General features: G+C 40.5%; 20 protein-coding genes. 14 read left to right on the top strand and 6 right to left on the bottom strand.

All coding sequences use genetic code 11. From position 1 onward, the window contains the following. Positions 1-1,326 (bottom strand): Xaa-Pro dipeptidase, encoded by a 1,326-nt coding sequence (gene pepQ / locus HR060_RS10415; protein WP_174200236.1) that lies wholly within the window; start codon positions 1,324-1,326, stop codon positions 1-3. Between the two features lie 131 nt (positions 1,327-1,457). On the opposite strand from pepQ, the gene HR060_RS10410 reads away from it, so the two are divergent. The 4 genes from HR060_RS10410 to HR060_RS10395 all read left to right on the top strand — a co-directional run bounded on the left by HR060_RS10410 (position 1,458) and on the right by HR060_RS10395 (position 5,714). Continuing rightward, positions 1,458-1,841, top strand: coding sequence for a diacylglycerol kinase (locus HR060_RS10410; RefSeq protein WP_174200235.1), 384 nt, complete (start codon positions 1,458-1,460; stop codon positions 1,839-1,841). Positions 1,842-1,955: 114 nt separating this feature from the next. Further along, positions 1,956-2,633, top strand: coding sequence for a ribulose-phosphate 3-epimerase (gene rpe / locus HR060_RS10405; protein WP_174200234.1), 678 nt, complete (start codon positions 1,956-1,958; stop codon positions 2,631-2,633). 5 nt (positions 2,634-2,638) lie between these two features. Further along, entirely contained in the window at positions 2,639-5,227 is a 2,589-nt protein-coding gene (locus HR060_RS10400) for a S8 family serine peptidase (protein WP_174200233.1), read from the top strand. After that, entirely contained in the window at positions 5,202-5,714 is a 513-nt protein-coding gene (locus HR060_RS10395; RefSeq protein WP_174200232.1) for a GNAT family N-acetyltransferase, read from the top strand. The genes HR060_RS10400 and HR060_RS10395 overlap by 26 nt, the downstream gene beginning before the upstream one ends. Here HR060_RS10395 and HR060_RS10390 read toward each other — a convergent pair. Continuing rightward, positions 5,711-6,766 (bottom strand): hypothetical protein, encoded by a 1,056-nt coding sequence (locus tag HR060_RS10390; RefSeq protein WP_174200231.1) that lies wholly within the window; start codon positions 6,764-6,766, stop codon positions 5,711-5,713. The genes HR060_RS10395 and HR060_RS10390 overlap by 4 nt on opposite strands. A gap of 163 nt (positions 6,767-6,929) precedes the next feature. Here HR060_RS10390 and HR060_RS10385 point away from each other — a divergent pair, with 163 nt between their 5' ends. The 4 genes from HR060_RS10385 (at position 6,930) to HR060_RS10370 (ending at position 10,286) form a co-directional block, all read left to right on the top strand. Next, on the top strand, positions 6,930-7,139 hold the full coding sequence (locus HR060_RS10385) for a hypothetical protein (RefSeq protein ID WP_174200230.1): 210 nt from the start codon (positions 6,930-6,932) through the stop codon (positions 7,137-7,139). Between the two features lie 41 nt (positions 7,140-7,180). Beyond that, on the top strand, positions 7,181-7,315 hold the full coding sequence (locus tag HR060_RS10380; RefSeq protein WP_174200229.1) for an Hsp20 family protein: 135 nt from the start codon (positions 7,181-7,183) through the stop codon (positions 7,313-7,315). A 158-nt stretch (positions 7,316-7,473) separates the two neighbouring features. Then, positions 7,474-8,736, top strand: a complete 1,263-nt coding sequence (locus HR060_RS10375; RefSeq protein ID WP_174200228.1) for a GGDEF domain-containing protein — start codon at positions 7,474-7,476, stop codon at positions 8,734-8,736. Positions 8,737-8,882: 146 nt separating this feature from the next. Then, positions 8,883-10,286 (top strand): sensor domain-containing diguanylate cyclase, encoded by a 1,404-nt coding sequence (locus HR060_RS10370; RefSeq protein ID WP_174200227.1) that lies wholly within the window; start codon positions 8,883-8,885, stop codon positions 10,284-10,286. Between the two features lie 16 nt (positions 10,287-10,302). On the opposite strand, the gene HR060_RS10365 is transcribed toward HR060_RS10370, so the two are convergent. From HR060_RS10365 to HR060_RS10350, 4 genes are all read right to left on the bottom strand, one after another. Continuing rightward, positions 10,303-11,469, bottom strand: coding sequence for a putative manganese transporter (locus HR060_RS10365; protein WP_174200226.1), 1,167 nt, complete (start codon positions 11,467-11,469; stop codon positions 10,303-10,305). Positions 11,470-11,816: 347 nt separating this feature from the next. After that, positions 11,817-14,627, bottom strand: a complete 2,811-nt coding sequence (locus HR060_RS10360; RefSeq protein ID WP_174200258.1) for an AAA family ATPase — start codon at positions 14,625-14,627, stop codon at positions 11,817-11,819. Next, positions 14,620-15,240, bottom strand: a complete 621-nt coding sequence (locus HR060_RS10355) for a condensin complex protein MksE (RefSeq protein ID WP_174200225.1) — start codon at positions 15,238-15,240, stop codon at positions 14,620-14,622. Before HR060_RS10355 ends, HR060_RS10360 begins: the two co-directional genes overlap by 8 nt. 11 nt (positions 15,241-15,251) lie before the next feature. Next, positions 15,252-16,523, bottom strand: coding sequence for a hypothetical protein (locus HR060_RS10350; protein ID WP_174200224.1), 1,272 nt, complete (start codon positions 16,521-16,523; stop codon positions 15,252-15,254). A 256-nt stretch (positions 16,524-16,779) separates the two neighbouring features. Here HR060_RS10350 and HR060_RS19750 point away from each other — a divergent pair, with 256 nt between their 5' ends. The 6 genes from HR060_RS19750 (at position 16,780) to HR060_RS10320 (ending at position 23,050) form a co-directional block, all read left to right on the top strand. After that, the gene (locus HR060_RS19750) at positions 16,780-19,215 is read left to right on the top strand and encodes an intermembrane phospholipid transport protein YdbH family protein (RefSeq protein ID WP_174200223.1); all 2,436 of its coding nucleotides are present in this window, start codon (positions 16,780-16,782) and stop codon (positions 19,213-19,215) included. A 37-nt stretch (positions 19,216-19,252) separates the two neighbouring features. Further along, on the top strand, positions 19,253-19,396 hold the full coding sequence (locus HR060_RS10340) for a YnbE family lipoprotein (protein WP_425487458.1): 144 nt from the start codon (positions 19,253-19,255) through the stop codon (positions 19,394-19,396). 9 nt (positions 19,397-19,405) lie between these two features. Continuing rightward, on the top strand, positions 19,406-19,729 hold the full coding sequence (locus tag HR060_RS10335; protein ID WP_174200222.1) for a YdbL family probable chaperone protein: 324 nt from the start codon (positions 19,406-19,408) through the stop codon (positions 19,727-19,729). Positions 19,730-20,023: 294 nt separating this feature from the next. Then, on the top strand, positions 20,024-20,491 hold the full coding sequence (locus HR060_RS10330; protein WP_174200221.1) for a hypothetical protein: 468 nt from the start codon (positions 20,024-20,026) through the stop codon (positions 20,489-20,491). A 132-nt stretch (positions 20,492-20,623) separates the two neighbouring features. After that, positions 20,624-21,235 (top strand): YqiJ family protein, encoded by a 612-nt coding sequence (locus tag HR060_RS10325; protein ID WP_174200220.1) that lies wholly within the window; start codon positions 20,624-20,626, stop codon positions 21,233-21,235. 15 nt (positions 21,236-21,250) lie between these two features. Continuing rightward, positions 21,251-23,050 carry a flotillin family protein gene (locus tag HR060_RS10320; protein WP_174200219.1) on the top strand — a complete coding sequence of 600 codons (1,800 nt, stop codon included), beginning with the start codon at positions 21,251-21,253 and terminating at the stop codon, positions 23,048-23,050. Positions 23,051-23,071: the final 21 nt, after the last annotated feature.

Here is a 23,071-nt window from a genome sequence, read left to right as displayed (position 1 = left end):
TTAATCTAACCCGGCATTACGCGTCATATTTTCGTTGTGTGTGTGATGCACAATGACATTATCTTCAATGCGAATACCGCCATAAGGCTTAAAGGCGTCTACTTTATTCCAATTTACGTATTTGCCCGCCGAGGAATCTTTTAACTCGGCCAGTAAAGAGTCAATAAAATACAAACCTGGTTCGATAGTAAAGACTTGCCCTACTTCAACTTCACGTGTCGTTCTTAAATAAGGATGATCTTTTGGTGGCTCTACGTGTGTTCCGCGAACATCTGCCATAAAGCCGCCGACATCATGTACTTGTAACCCTAAATGATGACCTAATCCATGTGGGAAGAAAGTACGGGTAATTTGTTTTTCTACCGCCTGCTCTGCACCAATATTGATAATACCAAACTCTTCTAATACGTGTGCTAGTTCAAGGTGACATTGCACGTGTAAATCGCCGTATTTAAGCTGTGGTTTAAGGCCTTTAACTAACTTTTGTTGCACATCGTCCATCACCTTCACTAAATCAGCAAAAGCATCATCTTTCAGTGAATAGGTACGGGTGATGTCACTGGCATAACCATTGTAACTAGCACCAGCGTCAATTAAAAAAGAACGCAGCTCTTTTGGCGCTTGGTTATCACGAACCATGTAGTGCAAGATGGCGGCATTTTCGTTTAATGCAATGATATTGGTGTAAGGCACTTGGTTTTCATCGTGCAAACACGCATTCAAATAGGCTTGGTTGATCTCAAATTCAGTACGCCCAGCTAAAAATGCTTGCTTGGCCGCAATGTGCCCTTTGACCGCTTTTTCAGTCGAGCGGCGCAAACATTCGTGCTCATAGTCTGTCTTATAAGCGCGGTGATAATGTAGGTAGTTTAATACCGCTTCAGGATTCACTTGCTCAAATCCTAACGCTTTGGCCACTCCTAGGTGTTCACCTATGTAGGCATAGTCAGTTAATACACGCGGTAAATGCTGCTCAACCTCATTAGCTTGCGTCAAAATTTGTATATCAAAGTGTTCAAGCCAAAATTCATCGCGCAATTCAATCACTTTGTGCCAAAAGTCATTCGGTTGGTAGTAAATTAGTTTAGGCTTGTCTTCACCGTTAACCACTAACCAAGAATTTGGCACCTCGGTTACAGGTAACCAATGTTTAAAGTGAGGATTCACTTTAAACGGGTAATCCATATCGTCCAAAAACACACGTTTAGCTTGGCCAGAGTGAATCACTAACGCATCTAATTGTTCGCGTTGTAACACTTGGCGAGTTCGACTTTGTAGTTCCTGAATATGCAGGCTATATAAAGCTTCTAGTTGTGTTTGGGTCATATGATTAAACCTGTTTCCTAAAACTAGCGTTATTTAACTAGCTTAATTAAATTGTCATTAATTGCTTGTAGCTATTGTCAAAGACAAAAGGTAATCTTACTAGAGCTTAAGTTTAGGATATGAATGAGAAAATGTCGGAAATCGTAAAGCCCAATGGACAAGGCCTTAACCGTATCATCAAAGCAGGCTACTGCTCAGTCAAAGGTTTGCGCTCTGCTTGGCAACAAGAAGCTGCATTCAGACAAGAGCTAACACTCGCGGCAATCCTTACGCCAATTGCCATTTTTACCAGTGACAGTTTCGGTCAATTTTTACTACTTTTTTCTACGTTACTTTTAGTGTTAATTGTTGAATTACTCAATTCAGCAATTGAGGCCACGGTTGATCGTATCAGCCTAGAACACCACAAGTTAGCTGGCCAAGCTAAAGATATGGGCTCGGCTGCTGTCGCGCTAAGTTTATTGATGGTTGTCCTCGTTTGGGGTTATCACGTGTACCAGCTATTTGCCAACTAAAAGCCAATGAGCAATTGAAAGGTTTCGACTTTTTACTTGCTTAGCTAAAGCCTTGCCTGATAAATTTAACCCGCTAGCTCTGATGCAAACTGCAATCAAACTAAGGTTAAAGCCATGGCCAACGACATTATAATTGCTCCATCTATTCTTTCTGCTGATCTTGCTCGCTTAGGGGAAGACGTCGATAAAGTACTCGCTGCCGGTGCAGATGTGGTGCATTTTGATGTGATGGACAATCACTACGTGCCGAATTTAACCTTTGGCCCTGCCATCCTAAAAGCATTGAAAGATTACGGTATTAAAGCCGAGTTTGATGTTCACTTAATGGTCGAACCCGTCGACGACTTAATTAACCAATTTGCTGATGCGGGCGCCAGCTATATCAGTTTCCATCCAGAAGCGTCTAAACACATTCACCGCTCACTGCAACTCATCAAAAGTAAAGGTATTAAGGCGGGCTTAGTATTAAACCCTGCAACCCCGCTTAACGTATTAGATGAAATACTTCCTGAACTTGATTTTGTACTGATTATGTCAGTCAACCCTGGGTTTGGTGGACAAAGCTTTATCGAGTCAAGCCTGAATAAAATCAGTAAACTCGCTGAAATGATCGAAAAACAAGGTTTAAATACCTTTATTGCGGTTGATGGCGGCGTAAAAGTCGATAATATAGCCAGTATAGCCCAAGCGGGCGCGAAATTATTTGTTGCCGGTTCAGCCATTTTTAATGCGCCAAACTACCAGCAAGTCATTACTCAAATGCGTGATGCAATAACAAGAAAAAATGAGTAAATAACATGTCACTAAAAGCAAGCTTGCAAGCCATTTTACTATCGTTGGGTCTTGCAAATATTCAAATCAGTCATGCCGATGACTTACAAACTAAGCAATTAGTTCAGGTACAGACGCTCATCGTGCAGTGGGATCAATCAATTGCTGATATTCCAGATGACTTACTTTCTCTCAACGACGAAATCGAAGTTCACTTACTCAACCTCTCTCCTTTTTCTAAGCGAACGATCAAACCTGTTAAAGTCACATTCCCAACAGCCTATAGTGCTGACAAGGTGAAGTTTTTACTGAGAAAGCTCGAAGCGATTAAAACCATCGAAAAAGAACAGCAAGCCAGTCAGAGTATTCAACCTGACGACCCACTGTTTTCATCTCAAGAGCACCACACGCTTATCAACTCAGAACAAGCTTGGGATACCAACAGCAGCTGTAACTTAACCAAGGTAGCGGTATTAGATTCAGGTATCGATTTAGATCACACCGACCTAGTAGAAAACATCTGGGTCAACTCAGCCGAGTTAGACAATGGTATTGATGACGATAACAATGGCTTAATTGATGATATCCAAGGCTGGGATTTTGTTAACAACACCAATATGCCTGATGACGATAACGGTCATGGCACGCACGTAAGCGGTATTGTTGCTGCTAAAGGTAACAACTTTAACGGTGTATCGGGTGTGTGTTGGAATGCCCAATTAATGCCGATCAAGGTATTAAGAGATTCGGGTACTGGTAACTTATCAACGATACAGCAAGGTATTGATTACGCGGCGGCACAAGGCGCACGTGTGATCGTATTATCTTTGGTGTTTAACCAATCTAGCCCATCACTACTTGCTACAATGCGAGCGGCTGAACAAGAGCACGATGTATTATTTGTAGTAGCAGCGGGTAACAATGGCAAAGATATCGATAAAGATCCTATCTACCCTGCTAGCTATAGCCCACTGTTAGATAACACCATGGCCGTTGCCAATGTCGATAATAACTTTGAACGCAATGAAAACAGTAACTTTGGTGCACAAACGCTAGATATTTCAGCCCCGGGCACAGGTATTTTCAGCACGTGGCGCAACAATAACTACATAGAGCAAACAGGTACATCAATGTCTGCGCCTATGGTTGCAGGAGCTGCTGCTTTATTGTGGAGCATTAACCCAGAGCTCAGCGCAGCTGAAGTAAGGAGCCAATTAATCAACACTAACCGCAATGACAGTGGTAGTGAATGGTTGTCTAAATCGGCCGGTACGTTAAACCTAAGCGATTTATACTCAGTTTCAGATAATCGCCTTAACTTATTTAACTTTGCCGCCGATAGCGAGACTCAACTTGAAGGCTTTGGTTTATCACAAACCGAGCAAGTCGAATACGTAGCCTTTACCACAGGCGATGTGATCAGTTACGACGTATCCTTTAACATTATTTCAGATAACTTAATCACACTAGACTTCGCAGCAAGTCGCCCGGGTTACTATGTAGCTAAAGGGACCAACAGTGATTCTAACCGCTTAGTCAGCTGGGTAGCAGAGCAACCTGAAACACCGACAAATATCACCGTTGAAGAAAATGGCTCAGGCTTCGCTATATCTTGGAGCAGCAGTAACTTAGCCGAAACCTACATAGTTGAACGCAATATAGATGGTACGTGGACGCAGCTCGATTCAGTTAACAGCACTACTAACATCTATTTTGATGAAAGCGTACCTGATTACGAAGTGCTGCAATATCGTTTATTAGCCGCTTACAACTATATCGACCCAACAACTGGCGATGTAGAAGAAGAGTTATCTGAGTACTCAGATGCCGTTGCTCCCAATGGTGAAATTTTCGCTGGTGCTTGGTTAACCAAAGAATTAGCACAAGTCCCGCTTGATTACGACTTTATAAACATTCGCCTGCAAACCAATACAGATGAAGATATCTCGTTTAGTTTATCAACAGGTAACTTACCTAATAGTTTGCGTTTAAGTGATGAAATTGGTCATATCGTAGGTCCACCAGAAGAAGAAGGCACATTCAACTTCAGTGTGACTTACACTAACCGCACAGGCACCGTCACGGGTACACGTCAGTTCACTTTGGTTGTTGCGGATAACGATCTCGACTTATTAAACGAGCCGAATCAAGATATTCAAATGAACTTTGATACCAGCAAAGGTCAATTCACATCACTACAAAGTAAATCTGTGGTAGGAGAAGAATTCGAATCGGTTCGCATGTCGATTTATAACTTTGATAAAAACTTATCATCGACCACTATTTCTGCTGATCCATACCGTTTATCAGGTGGAACTATTGGTACGATCCACGCTCAGTTGAGCACCGGCGGTTGGGTAACATTAGACAATAGCGATAATAACTTAGCCTTAGCTAATGGCTTAAGCTGGATAGTGGAAGATAACTCAATTTACGATCACAACCCTGAAGAGAACCTGATCGAAGTGGATTTCTCAATTAACTGGCAACAGATCCCAACTGAAGATAATTCAGGCGGTGACACTAGCGGCGGTGGTGGCGGCGGTGGTGGTTCAACCACTTGGTTAAGCCTGCTGATGGCATTTGCCATTGCCTTGCGTATCAGACGTAAATAATAAAAAAGAAGCGGCTTATGCCGCTTCTTTTTTATTCACTATGCAAACTATGAACATACGCCAAGCCGACAAAGCTGAAATAAAAACCATTAACCAGTTTTATAAGCAACAAGCTAAAGGCCAAGCGAAAAAGGGCGAGTGTATTTGGTTAACTGAACACAAACAGCAGATTATTGCCGCGCTTCGTATTCAGCCGCTATTTGATGAGCCTAACAGTGCTTTACTACTAGGAGTATTTGTCGACCCAAATTTCAGACAACAAGGTATTGCCAGTAAGCTCGTCACCACAGCTTGTCGCAACTGGCAAAGCGATAACGCCGATAAAACCCTTTATACCTTCCCGTATCAAAAACTGACCGCTTGGTACCAAACCCTAGGCTTTACTAGCTCTACCCGAGCCGATTTACCGCTAGGTATTGAATCGCGCTATAAACGCTATAGCGAGCTGAATAAAGAGCTTGTGGTGATGAGACTTAGCAAGCGCTAATTGTCTTGATATTGCTTAATAAAGGCGCAGGCATCAAAAATGACAAGCTCAAAATCTTTTGTCATTCTGAAATGGCTGGTACTGGTTTTCATTGGGGCATTATGTGCATAAGCCACTTTACAACCATCAGGAGAAACACTTATTTTTTGAACTTCTCCATATTCTATCTCCCAGAGTTTGTTACTCTTGAACCATGCAGATTGCGATGATTTACGGTAACCCGCACGTGTTATGAACCAACCCGCTTTAGTTAAGTGGTAATCAATACCTTTGCTACCCCATGGAACATCACAATGCTTAAAATAATCAAACTGCCAATCATTTCTAGGTAAGGTCCAATATCCTGAGCAATTACCTTCAAAAATGTAATAGCCATAATAAGTATCAGAGTGCTTACTATATTTTGGCATGACAGCACCTTGACTGAACGCCGGTGGTAAAACCATCTCTTTTCCAGTCGCTGAATTTACAAGAGAGTGTCTTTTCTCTTGCCCGGGTTGGTGGCGAGAAGCCGTTAAATAACCATCTTCAACTTTCAGTGCATATTGGATTTTATCTTCACCAACAGCTTTTATCTTCTCACATGAATGATTAGAAAATCGGCCATTTTTATATCTATGCTGACGCTCATTGACATATTTTTCGTCAACTTTAATTTCAAAACGCGGAGAGTTTTGCAAGATTCGATAAGTGCCCCGTTTAATATAAAAGGTTAACTCTTTATCCACTAAACAATAATGAAAAAGTGCATCCATGCTCGTTTCGACAAGTTGCTGATAATCTCCCGATATAAGATCCATCTCAAAGATACCTTTTATGTCATTAGGCCCGGTAACAGGCAAAAGCAATGTACTTTCACTCGTCCAAGTTAGATTTTGCCTCATTCCATATGTATAAAGTACTTCGAAATCCCTAAATACCTTCTTGTAAGGTGCGATGTCAGCAACTGGATCCGGATTACCTTTTAAAAAGTACCACCCCAAGCCCGCTACTAAGGAAATTAATGACAAATTCCCGAATGTAAAAAATTTAAATAGCTTCCAAATATTCATTTTTAAACTTCATTCCGTTGTAGATAGTTCCATTTTACGCGCTAAAAACACTAAGCTGACTTCAGCTATTTTACCCAATTAACCAAAGCTTGATCCAACACAAAGAAATGTTCAGGTTTTAATCAATACTTAAAGTAAAGAAACGTTAAGTAGAGATAGCATCATGGTCACGTTAATTGACAACACTTTTGATTTTGATGATGTATTTGATCAGTTTTTTAGCGCTAATTTATTAATGCTAGGTAATGACAATGCGCGATTAGCGGATGTTGAAATGTATCAAGATGACAAGACAATCGCTTTAACGGCTCATTTACCCGATGTGGAAAAGGGTGAAATCGAGCTTATTTTGAAGATGGAGTCCTGCAATTAGCAACGGGCGGAAACGGCGAAAAAACAGGTGCTAGACAATATATGCGCCACATGTATTTAGGTGACAATATAGACGTGGAGCATATGCATGCCACTTTTAATAATGGAATTTTAACGCTTAATGCTCAAAAGCAGTTACAAGCAAATGAATTGGCAAAGCGCATCAGAGTCAATTGAATAGTACACCCACGTTAACTCCTAAAACAGAGATTAACACAGCAGATTTAGCACAAAAGCCAAACTAGCCTTACACTTTATATACAAAACTTCTCAGAAACTTAATTGGTATTTCGTACAATAAGTTTAGGTATTTCAATAGTGTTGGTCAGGGGTCAATGACTATATTTCAAAAGATGTTGCTTACGCCCATTATTAGCTTAATCATTTTGATTGGTGTCACGATTGATGCAACCAATAAACAAGCTAGTATTGAAGACTTAAAAGCCTACCGTTCTACTTATGTTCCACTTTTGACTATAGCCAAAGAGAATATCTTTTTGTTTAAGCAGATGCGTAATCTATACAAAGATGCGATCACGGCAGATGAGCCTGAATGGCTGTATCAAGCAAAAGATGCCCATCAACAAATCCTAAAAAATATCGATATCTTGCAGCACCACAAAAATATTGTCGATAATAATCGCCTGATCGATATTCAGGCTTGGCTGGAAACCTATACTTATACCGTCGAAGAAATTGTCAAACAAGATTTGGCACAACAAGCCGACTTGCATACGCATCAAGAATCAGCTCAACTGATCAAACATCTGCATATCCAAATTGATCAAGGCTTAAAAGACATGGCCGAGCAAACAGAAAGCCGCTTTTATGAGGAAGTCGAAGCCGATTACATTGCTCAAGAAAAAGTAGTCGTACAAGGCGGAGGTTTAGCTATAGGTTTATTGTTACTGACCATTTTTTCTAGCTTGTATCTGTCTATTTCTACTCGCAATAGCTTAATAGCACTAACCGAACGGATAAAAGCATTAGCGTCAGGTAAACCCGATTTTAGTAAACGAGTACAAAGACGCAGTAATGACGAAATTCGCTACTTAGTATTTTGGTTCAACCGCTTACAAGACAAACTCGAAGCGAGCTATAAAGAAATTGCGCATGCCGCAATTACAGACCAATTAACTAAGCTCAATAATCGCAAACGGTGCGATGAATATCTTGCCCAAACCATTAAACAAGCAGAAACAGGGGAAATAACGTTAGCCGCTGTTGTTGCAGACATAGACCACTTTAAGGCAGTTAATGACAATTATGGCCATTTAACAGGTGATAAAGTACTTAAACAGTTTGCTGATATTTTGCGTAGCCAAGCAAATGAACATGCGTTTTTAGGGCGCTGGGGGGGCGAAGAATTTGTTTTGCTCCTAAAAAATTATCGCCCTGAGCACGCTCATCAATATTGTGAGCAATTGCGCCAGAGCATAGCTGGCGCTAGTTTCAAAGAAGCAGGTATGGTGACCGCCAGTTTTGGTATGAGTGTTTATCAACCGGGTGACAGTGAAGAAAGTTTAATGAGTAAAGCTGATCATTTGCTTTATCAAGCCAAAGAAAATGGCCGCAATCGCGTTGAATCTGACATTTAGGCTCAAATTGCTGCTCGGTATCAATTCCCACAAAGTCTTAATGTTTAACTACAATTAATATCATTAAGGTTTGCGATCCTAGATTTGAGCTTATTGGGTAAGTAACAGGCAAGCCACTTTAGACTTGTTTTACGTTGGAATCATTGATGGAAATCGAAAGCGATAGTGAAGACGCTCGATTAGCAGCCCTTTATAGTCACAAAATTTTAGATACACCCGAAGACGGTACATTTGATGATATTGTTTATGTCGCCGCTCATTTATTAAATACCCCTATCGCAATTGTCAGCCTAGTTGATCACGACCGCATCTGGTTCAAAGCAAAATACGGTATAGATACTAAAGAGCTAGAACGCCGTCCAGGGCTTTGTGCTTCGGCCATTATGCGAAGTGGCTCTTACATCGTTGAAGATGCAGCTATTGACCCAAGAACCTTGACTAACCCACTGGTTGCCAGCGATTTTGGTCTGCGTTTTTACGCGGCCGAAACTCTGACAACCTTAGACGGCTATAACTTAGGCACCTTGTGTGTATTAGACTTTAAACCGCGTGAATTGGATGATTGTCAAAAAGACTTACTCAAGCGTTTAGCCAATCAAGTCATGGCACAAATGGAAACTCGACTGGCTTATAGAAAAAGTAAAACCGTGCATCAAGCGCTATCTATTCAAGAAGAAATTAACGCGGTTACTTTATCTACCCTGTCTAACTCGCTTATTCGCATTAACACTAAAGGGCAAATCCTGTCGGCAAATTGTGCCACTGTTGAGTTATTTGGTTATAGCCAACAAGAGTTGTTTGGCCAAAACATCAGTTTATTGATGCCTGATGAATACGAACAAGTGCATGACCAATATATTAAAAACTATCTCGATACTGGCGTTGAAAAGTTTATAGGTAAAAAAGATAACTTTTTAACCGCAGTGCACAAAGATGGCACCAAGCTGAAAGTACAAGTGACGGTAAATAAATTGGAGCTCAGCTCAGGTAAAGAATTTATTGGTGAAATACGCGATGTAACCGAGCAAATAACCCAAGCAGAGAAGCTGCAACAGCTCGCCATGTTTGATCAACTCACCCAATGTGCTAATCGCCATTTACTCTGGGATAAATACAATTGGTTTAAAGCTCAAGCAGAGCGTCGAAATATCAGTTTTAGTTTGGTTTATATCGACTTAAATAACTTTAAGCCGATCAATGATGAGTTTGGTCACCATGCAGGTGATGAAGTATTAAAAATGGTCTCGAGTCGATTAAAAGCGCATTTGAGAAAAACCGATATTATCGCTCGGGTTGGTGGTGATGAGTTTGTTTTATTACTGCAAGAAAAAACCGAACAACAGAGCTTCTTACTAAAACTCAACCACATCATAGAACAACCTGTACTCTATCAAAATAGGCAGCTGAGCGTGTCTGCATCAATAGGCTTTGCTTACTATGATCAAGATGGCAAAGACTTAGATACCTTGCTCGATGTAGCCGATAAGCGCATGTACCAAAACAAGAAAATTACCACTCTTGCAAGCTGCCAAGCGTGCCCCAATGTTTGACCTTGCTATTTAATATTCACTCAAAAATAAAATAGTAGCCGTAGGCTAATAAAAACGCAGGGACGGTAGAATACAAAGTGGCTAACAAAGCCGCTTTGGGTGCTAAAACAATGGCCGGAAACAACGCATCGCCATCGTTGCTAATGGCATTACCAAGCTGAGCTGATAGTGGCAGCGTGCCAGATAAATACATACTGGTGACTAAAATCTGTGGCCCACAACCGGGCAACATACCAAGCAAAATTGCAAAAAGGGGCGTAAACGCCCCCCAACCCGATATCATTTGGGCAAGATCAATGCCCGAATACAACATCGTCAGTTCAAATATCAAAAATGCGACAACCACCCAGCTGACAACAAACTGCGTATCAAGTGCTACTTTTTGAAACAGCTTTTTCGTTGTTTTAGGATCTTCCGATACCAAGGTTTCATAGTTACAGACATCTCTTGTCATCGCCCATAACAGCACAGTGACCATAGCCAATAATGCGCCTATTAGTTCAATCGCACCTTGTTGCAAACCCAATAAGTGATTCACTTCGAATTGAAATGCAATCAACAGGCTAACCACAGCGGTTGGGGCAAGAATAACACGCCAAAATAATCCCTGTAGGCGCAGCAATTTAGACGGTGTAGGTTTATGCGTATGAGCTTTATTAACCGGCTTTGGCTCGACTTGTAAGAAGTCTGGTCGATGAATTTTATTGACTACTAAGCCCGATAATACAGCGACCATAAAAGACGCAACCGTCACCTGCAAGCCTGTTAATGGCTCTCTGGCAATCAGTAAAAATGCCGCATCACCCATTGTCGCAATCAGCACACTGACAACGGCAGCAAAACTGGTTTTACCCTGGACAAACTGAGTGATCACAACAATGGCACCACCACAGCCGGGTAAACACCCCATTACACTAGCAGCAGTGATTTTTGCTTTTTCAGACAAGCTCTGATCTAAAGGCACCCAACGTATCACTTTCAAACTAAGGTACTGGTAAAAAGCGAGCGTTAAAGCAACAAATACTGCAACTTGCCAAAAAGCATCCGATAACACAGCTAACGTCACATCTCGGCTGTCAGTATTGATCAGCAAACACGCCAACATAATTGGCAATAGCAACCGCTTGTATCTCAGAATTTGTCTCGTTGCTTGTGTTTGAATAGCAACCGAATGAGTTAGCATCGGTCACCTCTATTGATAGCAACATGGATTTTAAAGTAAATATCTATCAGCATGGTGTAGCTCAAAAAAGACGATAAAAAAGCCAAGAATTTCCTAGGAAGTTATAGCTTAACTTCCCAATAAATTAAATGATAATTATTATCATACGCATTTAAAAATTATCAAGTGAATTTTTGTTAATATCTTTTTAAGCAATCGATCGTCACCAAAAAACGAGTCTTTTAAAACCACAAAAGTGAATACTCACGTACTATAAAGACCCTTTAATTTTGTTTGTTATCGCGATCTACACGCAATAAAAAAGGCTCCAAATGGAGCCTTTTGTAAAATGAAAAACGCGTATGGCGTTAGATCGCCATCTCAGTTTGTGTGACTTGAATCCAGTCTTTTTGATCAACCCAGTTCGTTGTACCGTCTTTAGTTGTGCGTATAGGTACTATATAGCGACACGTCGTTTGTGGTTTAACAGAGGCAAAAATCGGCACAAAACCAAAATCTAAAGCGGTTTCGATCAGTGCAGATTGGTTACTTGGATCAATATCAGCCGCCTCATCGATATAAATAGGAATGCGATACAGACCGCGCTCTTTTTCAACCAATAAGTGACGAATAAACATCATGCCACACAATAACTTAATGGTAATACGCGTACCGTTTGAACCGGCAGAATCGATTTTATCGTAGTATTCAACCTTCTCTTCGCGGTTAATCACCTTAAAGCGAATATCGAATAAATCAGATAAACTCAGGCCACCGCGTTCACTGGCTGATTTCACTAAGTAATCTTTGGCAAGGTTAACTTCAATATCCGATTTGGCATCTTGTGCACCTGCAAGTAAATCAAAGCTTTCACCGACATCATACGCACTTGATGTATTGATAATGGTGTCAATGTGCTGCACTAACGTATCGCGCTCTACCACTTCGATGGTGAAAGACTTTAAGTTCGAAATCGGTTTACGCCAGATGTTCTTATTAAACTCGTACATCTCACGCTTCAAACGATCTAAATCTTGGCGCAGACCTTTGATTGTTGCCGCCACTTCCGTTAGCGCAACACGCGCCTGACGCTCAATTGCTTCTTTTTCATCATCAATGTGGTGATAAGCGGCAATTAATTTGCTGTAGCGCACTTCTTCGTCTTCTTCGATCTCGAACTTGGTAATACCCGCCTTAGTGATCACTAAGTAAGTATTTTTGATGTTCATTTCAATCGCACCAAGCTCGCGAACCGTTTTGTTGAAACCGTCTAATTCGTCTTCTAGGTTATCCAGATCAATTAATACATCTAATGGGTAAGGTGTAATGCGACCTTCAAATAACGATAACTGATGGTCTTGGCGCTCTTCTTTGATGCGTTGCAAACGTTCAGCACGACGCTTGAGCTGTTCTAGCTGAGCATTGAGTGTTGAGCGTTTGTCCGTCAAGCTTTGACCTCGAGCTTGCAAGCTGTCGAGCTTTTCTTGTAAACCCTGATCTTCAATCGCTAAGTTTTCTTGTAATAACTCTTTTTCTTCCAACAAATCAGACATTTGCTGGTAACGTTCAAACTGCTTTAGATCTTGTTCAGCAGCCAGTACGTCTTGATAAAGGTCTGCTTGCTCAGCTTTTTTACCTTCCAGATCTTCGGCAACGAGCTCTAACTCTTTGAGTTCTTCAAGCTGTAGCTTTAAGTCATCAAGTTGCGATTTAAGCTGTGCTTTATCTTCTCCGCCAGGTACTTGTGCTGGCTCTAAACTCTTAAGGTCAATCACCGCACCATTAAGGTGTAATTTACCACCAGAGATTAAGCTAGATAGCTTATCGATTTGCTCTGCAAAGGCATTTTCGTCGGTAATCTGCACTTCGCCCGTGCTTGTTGTCGATAGTGACAATAAATCTGGGTTAAATAGGCGAGATAATTCACGTACTTCGTTTAATGATAACTCTTCACATAAATGAGAATACAAGTTGTATTCAAGGTTTTTAAACTGCAGTTTCATCCGACGTAGGTCGCGTTCAGTGAACGACTTACGACGCTGGATACTGGCTAAGTCTTTGCCTTCCGCACCTTTTAATGAATGCGTTAAATTTTCATAACGCGCTTTTTGTTGCTGTAAATTCTGCGCGAGCGTCGCTTGGTTTGTCAGTTGATAGCTTTGCTCTAACTGAGCAAAATTAGCAAACCATGCGTCTAACTCCGCCTTTTGTGTAGCGATTTGCGTTAACTGGCTTTGATACAGGTGACGCTTTTCAGTGTGGGTATTGTGCTCTTCAATAATTGCCGTCAGCTCTTCACTGATTTCTTCACAACGACCTGAGTAATAGTCATCCCACTCTGTCAGGGCTAATTCTAACTTAGGTAAATAGGCGTTGATCTTACCGCGCAGTACCGCTCTGTTATCGAGCATACTCTCTAGTGCTGCAATGGCTTCTTTTTGCTGCTCAAGAGCGCGCAGTTCTTTTCGGGCGCGATTCACTTTATCAAATGCTTGATTCCAAATATTAAAGAAATCGACTTTTGAATTAGACATATGACGCTCAAACACCCGCAAGATAAAGCGTTTAACATCGCTTGAGCTCAATTTGTGTAAGTTTAAGATCTTGCGGAAAATTTCTTTATAGATAGGCGCATCAGTTGCATTGTTTAATGGGATCATCTTTAAGCTGATATCCATATCGTACTGAGTTGCTCCACCCGTTAATAGCGAATTTAACTCCGCCGCTTTTAATTCAATTGGGTGATAACCTAAATCAACTAGGTGGCGTGACAGGCTCGTGTACTTAACAATTTTGTTATCCACTAGGTAGTCATCTAACGATAACTTGCCCTTGTATGTGAAAAATTGATAAGCGTAACCGGCAATTTTGCCGCGACCGGCCACACCAATCACCACAGGTCCATCTGCAAGTTCAGCTTCAAGTAAGATGTAGGATTGGTCAGTACCAAAGTAAAAACGTTTGGTTTCATCTAAATCGTGACCATCCCACTCTGTCATGCGTAAATCGTTGATCAAAGGGAACTGTAAGGCATTGATAACGGATGATTTACCTGTGTTGTTTGGCGCGCAAATAGAAGCAGCATCGTCTAACGGGATTTCACATTTGGCGTAACCTGCGGTGTTTAAAAGCGCAAGACGAGTTAAACCATATAATTCTGTTGGTAAGTCATTACTCATCATTTTGCTCCTGTGCAGCGCTATCAACTAAATCACTTAGTTGATCGTCCGTTTGTTCTAACTCTTCTTGTGGTTTAATTTGATCCAGTGCATCTAAATAGCGATAAACAGGTGCGAGTAACTTAAATCCTGCCTGACCTTCTGTTTCGCTATCCGTTGAAATCGTTTCTATGGCAAAGCCATTACGCAGCATGCGATTAAACACATCGCGCTTTAATTCAGCGGCACTGGTGATCTCTAATTGTTCAAATAGGTGATATTGGTTTTGTACTAGATTTTGCATCACATCTTCTGTGACCACTTTTTCAAACAAAGCGCGTAATGGGTCTAAACCGCTATCTGCAAAGTACTCAATCAAGGTGTACACGGTAACGGCAAATGCCCGTGAAATTTTACCCATATTGACAGTACTATCGTCGGCATCGATAAAGAAAAAACCACGTACATCGTGCTTTAATCGATAACCTAATGATGCAAATAACGACGTGTATTCATCCTGATATTGATCGAGTTGTTGCCATAATTGCACATCTTGCTCACTGATATGGTAACCACCGACCAGCTTCTTATTGATGTCTTGTAAATAAGTCAGTTCTGATAAATTAATTTGCATAAATCTGTCTTTTATTTTTTGTCGGATGATGCGCTATCCAGAGCAGCGGCTTGGTATGGGTACAAGGTGACAGTAGCACCTTTTAATTGCAGTGTTTCGGGTTTTTCGCTGGTATTAATCGCTACTTCACCGGAGTTCGCTAATTTTTGATAAATATAAAGCACTTCATCAGCAGCGACCTCTTGGTAACTGTCACTCAACCAACTCAACATATTATTGATTCGCTTAGCTGATTTTAATCTGGCACGCGTTTGGTGTACCACAACATCAAAATCTGGCAGTGCTGCAGGCAATTGTGCAACAGTATCAGCAATATCTGGCATTTCCATTTGCTCATCTTGGTAATCAACTAACTCTGCCATATAGGCAGTAATTTGGTTAGCAGTACCGAGAGAGCTCTTTTGGTAATCACTTGATAAATGCGGCGAGTGTTCAGTCAACGTGTTATCAACACCCTTTTTCCGCATCTGCGATAATACTTCTGCAACTTGCTGCGTTAATAAGGTATTTTTGCGCAACTCTTCTCTTAACGGCATTAAGACATCAGCACATCGACGTAAACTGGCTAAGCTAATTCCGTACATTTCTAAAATACGGCTGCGCAGTTGAATCAGTATTTCTTTTTCACTCGACAATACACCCGTTCGTTCGATACTGGTGACCGCGTTAGATAAAATAAGCTCAACATCATCAAAGGTTTGTTTAACGCCACCATTGATATCAATCATCTCGAGCATTGGCTCTATATATTCATCAAAGGCTTCAATAACAGCTTTGTATCGCTTTTCAAGCGACAGATTAGTTAAATCAGCTTTGGCTTGATCGACAATGTTTTGAATGGCTCTTTCGTTACCATCAAACTGTTTAATAATTTTACGGACTCTATCGTCCATCTGACGACAATAACGACGAGTGTCGTCTAAATCCTTAGCATTTATGCTCAGTTCGAGCTTAGTTGATAGACGTTTTAAATTATCAATTAATACATGGATTTCTTCGGCTAAACCCAATTGCTGTTCGTGCAATAAATACTGGGAAAATTCGAGAACAGCCTGATTAAGCTGTAAATGTGATGATTTAGCTTGAGGGATCAATATTTCCATATTGACCAGCTTGTAGGCCTCATTAAAAACCTTATCACCTAACCAATCTGGATGCTGGCGAGAAATTAAGTTTTGCACATCCTGTAAGCTAAAGCTCAACCCTGAATAGCGCTCAACTAAAACCTCGATAATTCGCCAATGCTCACTAATGGTTTTAATGATGCGTTGCGCTGGGATCATAGATTCTGTCTAACTGCGTCTGAATAATTTACGAAAAATAAGAGGCTGATTCTAGCCTGCTGATCTGGCAAAAGCTATGGAAAAACTCGATAAATATGTAACTTAAATTAGTTTTATTCTGCAGTGATTTGCCGGTCGGATAAAATGAAGGTTTAAGCTATATATTTCGCGATCAGTCTGTCATGCTAATAGCCTAATATCTAATAGTAAAAGCGGGCATTAGTGCCTGTTACTGAAAATAATTTAAAACAACGTTGTGTGGAAAAAAAGTCTTTCTTTACTCATTTTTAGCTTGCTGGTTGTGCTGTTTCGCAACCCCATCGCGCTGTATTTTACTAATAATTGGCTTGCTCAATATCATATCCAGGCAAACTGCTTAAATTGGCAACTAACGAGTTTTGATAAACTCAACATTGTTGAGCTCTGTTTAACTTCAGATAAGTTTAATGCCAATATCAAACAGCTCAATTATCAGTTATTTGACGCTAACTTCAGCGCACAATCGGTACATTTAACGTTAAAATCATCTAATAACACCAAAAGTCAAACGGCCAATACACTCGATATTACCCCTATTGCTTTACCTGATATCAATTTAGCAAAAATACCCAACGGCCAAATTCAAACGTTAATTATTGAGCACCCAAGTTTATTAACATCTTTAAATCTAGCCATAGATAAAACAGCTAACCAAATTGCTTTGACAGGTGATGTTAACGCTAATTTGGTATTGGCTAATCAAGTACTTACCGGGGATTTAAACTGGTCGAGCGAGCAAATAACTGAGCTAACAGGCCAAACACTGCCAATCAACTTTACAGCTAATACTCAATGGTCTTTCGACGGTTTGACACTGGATGCAACTCACCAATTAAGGGCTGATGCACAAGTAGATATCGAACAATGCAATGTTACAGCGAACTTTGATGGCGCAATTTCAACCAAGCTAAACTTGCAACAACAAGCATTACTGATAGAAGACCTAGCTCAGCCAATAAACATTGGTGCCAAACAATGTCAGCAACATCTATTGCATCAAATAAACCTACCGACACCATTATCATTAAGTGAGCAATGGCAAGTTAATATCCCAGAGGGGATTAACTTAACGACACACCAGATCCAGCTTTCTGCCTTTTCGATTAGAGGCATAGAGCAAGCTGAACAATTGTCTTTCAACCAAATTACAATTTCAGATTGGCTCTCTCAAGCACCAAGCGTGCAAACAACAGCACATTTTGTTTTGAGCCCCATAAAAGCGTTAACGACGCAATTAACAACGGATATCTATTTTCAACCGAATAAACAAGCTCGCTTTGCTGGTAAATTCACACTGAAAAACATGGCTGAACAAGCGTTGGATATTCAAGGTATCAAAGTAAAATCGCTTAACTTAATCGCCGATTTTAACTACGAATTATCAAAAGGATTAGTATTTAAGGGTGAAGCAAGTGCCCTGCAAATTGACCATGACAGCATTAATGCCGAGCAAATGAATTCAAGTTTTGAAGGCCAGTACCATCTGCGAGCTTGGCAGCTCATTAGTCAGAATAGCCTTGCCAAAGCAACCCACCCCAATGCCATTATTCACCAGTTATCCAACAGCTTAACAATTAAAGGTTCTGCTGATAAAAACACCCAAGTAACAGGTAGCAGTCAAATTAAAAGACTAGCGGTGTTAGCGGATAAAACATTACGCCATGTGCAAATTAACCACAACTTGGAGCAAGCTGACGCTTTAACGGGTAAACACCATGTCAGCTTGCCATCAGGCTTAACAGCAGTCATTACCCATCAAACCAACCAAATATCATTAGAGCTAGAGAGCCAAGGGGTACTGGGTTTTAGCCCTATAGTTTCTATGTTGGCACCCGATGTTGACCTACAATCTGGCTTTGCTTTTGCAAAGGTAGATTACGATATGCAGCAAAAAACAGCCAAAGGAGAAGTGTTTTTAGACAATGTTAATTTTGATTATAAAGACCATCATATTCGTCAGTTAAGCATGCCGCTAACCTTCTCTTATCGACAAGAGCAATGGTTGGTCGCCCCATCAGAATTTAGCATAGCGCATGTATTTACAGGGCTTGAGCTCTATCAACTCAAAGGCCAATTAATATCTAATCAAGCCAAAGAAATCGAGTTGCGCCATTTATCGGGAGTGGTATTTGATGGCCAGTTTCAAAGCTCACCTATTGCGCTCAATGATCAACCTCAACAACTTAATTTAACCATTACCGATGTGGAATCAGGCAAAATTTTGGCACTAGAGAAACAATCTGGGATCAGTGTACAAGGCAAATTAAGCGGTCAATTACCTGTATTTTTATCGCCCGACAATATAGAGATAAAATCTGGCAAATTGGTTAATAGCTCCGCGGGCCAACTTCGTATTGAAAACAATGCCGCATTTGAAGCAGTAAAACAAAAACAACCTGCTTTAGCCGAAGTTTTATCCTTACTGGAGTACTTGGATTTTGAAACATTAAACAGTGATGTTTCTCTATCAAAAGACGGCTGGCTTACGTTAGACATGGCATTGATGGGTTTCAACGCAAAAGCGCAGCAAGAAGTCAATTTTAACTATACTCATCGAGAAAATGTGTTTACCTTAATGAAAGCACTCAGGATGGGTGATGTGATTAAAGATAAAGTACAACAAGAATTTGAGAGAAAAAATGATGCTAACTAAATCATGGCTAACTTTTTTTGCTGCTTTTAGCTTAGCTATGCTAAGTGGCTGTACGCATAAAGTACAAGTAGAAACAAAAGAGCCAATCACGATTAATCTCAACGTAAAAGTTGATCACGAAATTAAGGTCAAAGTTGATAAAGAGCTTGATGACTTATTTGACGATAGCGAATTATTCTAGGAAAGGTTTATGAAAAAAACAGCTAAATTACTCACTCTTTTCAGCGCATTATGTTTATCGTTTTCAGCCTTAGCTTTAGATATTGCCACAGCTAAATCTGCAGGCTTAGTAGGTGAAACGGCCAATGGCTATTTGGCTTTGGTTAAAGAAGACAGTAAAGCCGCTCAGCTGATCAAAGAAATTAACGCCAAGCGCAAAGCAACTTACCAACAGCTAGCCAAAAAAAATCAGTTAACTCTGCAGCAAATAGAGCAAATGGCAGGGAAAAAAGCACAAAGTAAAACCAGTGCCGGCAACTTTATCCAAGTTAACGGTAAGTGGCAGAAAAAGTAACAATTTGCCCACTTAACCTACGGAGGTTGTTCAATACCTCCGCAACCCCCGAATATTATTTGTATTAAAATTTCTTTTTCTATATTCTGCCGCGCGATTTGAGTCTCGTGTAAAAAACACGTTAAAGATCTCTCATTGTTTTTAATTGTTTCAATCTTTCACTTCAAACTTTAATGGAATGATGGGCAATTACAGTGAGTTATCAAATAGTGTGGTCGGTGTTTCGATTTCTACGCTAATACTCAAAATCAAATGAAAACTAAATAATAAAAATTAAAATTAGGAGTAAACACATTGAAAAAGACGATAGCAGCCTTACTGATAGCAGGCTTAATTTCTGGTTGTGCTTCAATCGTGTCAGACAGTTCTTATAACGTAAATTTCAGTGCAACGCCTGACGTTGTAAACTTTGAAGTTATCAACGAAGCGGGTTTAACGATCCACAAAGGTGTAACACCTGAAACAGTCAATTTAGCAGCTGGTGCTGGTTATTTTAATGGTGAAACTTACACTGTTCGATTCACTAAGACTGGCTATAAAACAGCAACAGCTACCCTTGAAAGCCGTATTGATGGCTGGTATTGGGGAAATATTATTTTTGGTGGTGTAATTGGTTTACTAATTGTTGATCCAGCATCAGGTGCGATGTACTCACTACCAAAATCAATGCAAACAACCCTTGAACAAGAAGAAGGATTAAACGTTGCATTGTTCAGTTCATTAACGGATGAACAAAAAACACAATTAGTTAAAATTAACTAACCACTTTAAGCGCTTAGCATCTAAGCTAAGCGTTTTTTCACGTCACTCCATATTAAACTTTTATAAACCCTTACTGTATTTGCTAATTTAGTGTAAGTTATTGGCAATTTTTCAACGGATGGAATACACAAGATGGAGTTTTTACTTGCCGATCTCAACCTGCCCTACTCAACTGCCTTAGCTATCGTATTAGCGCTTTCTTTTATGGAAGGCTTGGGGGTACTCATTGGTTTGAGCTTAATGAGCTTCCTCGATAATTTACTTGATATCGATATTGATGCCGACGCAGAAGTCAGTACTGGAGGCATAACGGCTTTCTTAGGTTGGCTTTGTTTAGACAGACTGCCTTTTTTAGTTTGGTTAATTTTGTTCTTAACCAGCTTTTCACTTATTGGTTTTAGTATCAACCAGTGGCACCCGCTGTCATTAAATCTCTCAGTTCCTATCGCATTAGCTTTAGCGACATTAATCACCAAAATCCTAGGTCAAAAAATTGCAAAGTGGATCCCTAAAAATGAGACCACAGCAGCGTCAGTAAATGATTTTAAAGGTAAATTGGCGACCATCACCGTTGGTAAAGCAACTAAAGGCAATGCGGCTGAAGCCGTATTGAAAGACGATTTCAACCAAAAGCACTACGTTATGGTTGAACCTGATCACAATGAGCACAGTTTCGAACAAGGCCACCAAGTGGTTCTAATTGAAAAACAACAACACTGCTGGATCGCAGTGCCATTTAAATAAAAATAGGAGAATAAAATGGATAGCTTGCCTCAAGTCGATAATATGCAATTTATTATCTTCACATCAGCTGCAGTCTTAGTTGCCTTAATTACTGTGGGTCTAATCATTGCAAAACTCTATACGCGTGCGACAAAAGAAGTGGCTTTTGTTCGAACCGGTATGGGTGGTGAAAAAGTAGTAAAAGACGGTGGCGCAATTGTCTTACCCGTCGTGCACGAAACTATACCCGTCAATATGAATACGCTGAGAATTGAAGTAGAGAAGACGCAAAAAGATGCATTAATCACCAAAGATCGCATGCGTGTTGATGTTAAAGCGGATTTCTATCTTCGTGTTGCACCTCATGCTGAAGGTATATCAATGGCGGCACAAACCTTAGGTACACGTACGATGCGCGTGGATGAGCTCAAAAAGCTAATGGAATCTAAGTTTGTCGACGTTTTACGTGCAGTTGCTGCAGAAATGACAATGACAGAAATGCATGAGCAACGCTCTGAATTTGTACAAAAAGTACAGCAAAATGTAATGAATGATTTAGAGAAGAACGGTTTAGAGCTCGAATCTGTATCTTTGACAGGTTTTGACCAAACGGATCTACAGTTTTTCAATGAAAACAACGCATTTGATGCTGAAGGTCGTGCACGATTGGCAAACATCATCGAACAAAAGCGCAAAGAAACAAACGACATTGAGCAAGAAAACCGTATTCAAATTGAGCAACGTAACTTAGAAGCTGAAAAGCAATCTTTAGAGATTCAGCAAGAACAAGTACAAGCACAATTAACTCAAGAACAGGCTTTAGAGTTTAAGCGTGCTGAACAACAAGCCGCAATTGTGAAACAACGTGAAGCGCGTGAGCAAGAAGAACGTGAAGCAGAAATTGCTAAGCAACGAGCGATTGAAACAGCGGAACTAGAAAAAGCAAAAGTCATCGAATCTCAAGAAATTGAGAAGCGTAAATTACTTGAGCAGGCGAAAATACAGCAACAGAAAGACTTAGAAGTTGCCGAACAAGATAAGCAAATTATCATCGCACAAAAATCTGAAGAAGAGTCAGCAGCTCGAGCAAAAGCAGCTGAAGCAGAGAAAGCAAAAGTAGAAAAAGAAGAAGCCGTCACTACAGCGCGTTATATAGCCGAAGCCAATCGTCGTAAAGAGATTGAAGTTATCGATGCGAAAAAAGAAGCGGAGCGAGAAGCTGTGAGTATTACTGTTCAAGCAGCTGCTGATAAACAAGCAGCAGAAGATAAAGCTGCCGCGATATTAACTGAAGCGAAAGCCGACGCAGATGCCAAAGTATTAAAAGCAGAAGCCGATGAGAAGATTCATGCGGTTGAAGCTGAAGGTAAGCGAGTACTTTATGAAGCAGAAAACAGTCTGCGCGATGAGCAAATTGAATTGCAAAAATCGATGGCCATCTTAAAAGTTCTGCCTGAAATTGTTGCCAATGCAGTTAAACCACTTGAAAACATTGATGGAATTAAGATTTTACAAGGTTATGGTGCCAATGGCGCTGCTCCAGCTGGTGATAACGCGACAACAACAGCTGGCTTATCTGAGCAAATTACCGGCGCAGCCCTAAAGTATCGAGCAAATGCACCACTGGTCGATGCGATGGTCAGGGAGCTCGGTATTGTTGACAAGGATACGGGTAGTTTAGAGGACTTGCTCAATGGCCAAAATAATATAGTGCAAGATGTGTTAACGGTTACTCAACCAAACATAAGTGCACCACAGGCACCATTAAATGGGGAAACTAAGCTAAATGGCGAAAGTAAACTAAATGGTGAGACAAATACTGCGCCTGCGAACTAAATAACATCCAAGAGTAGTCTT

The organism is Marinifaba aquimaris (genome assembly GCF_013328345.1).
GTDB classification, from domain to species: Bacteria; Pseudomonadota; Gammaproteobacteria; order Enterobacterales; family Alteromonadaceae; genus Marinifaba; species Marinifaba aquimaris.
Note: the sequence above shows the minus strand (reverse complement) of the source record. Positions and strands in the feature narration are given on the sequence as shown.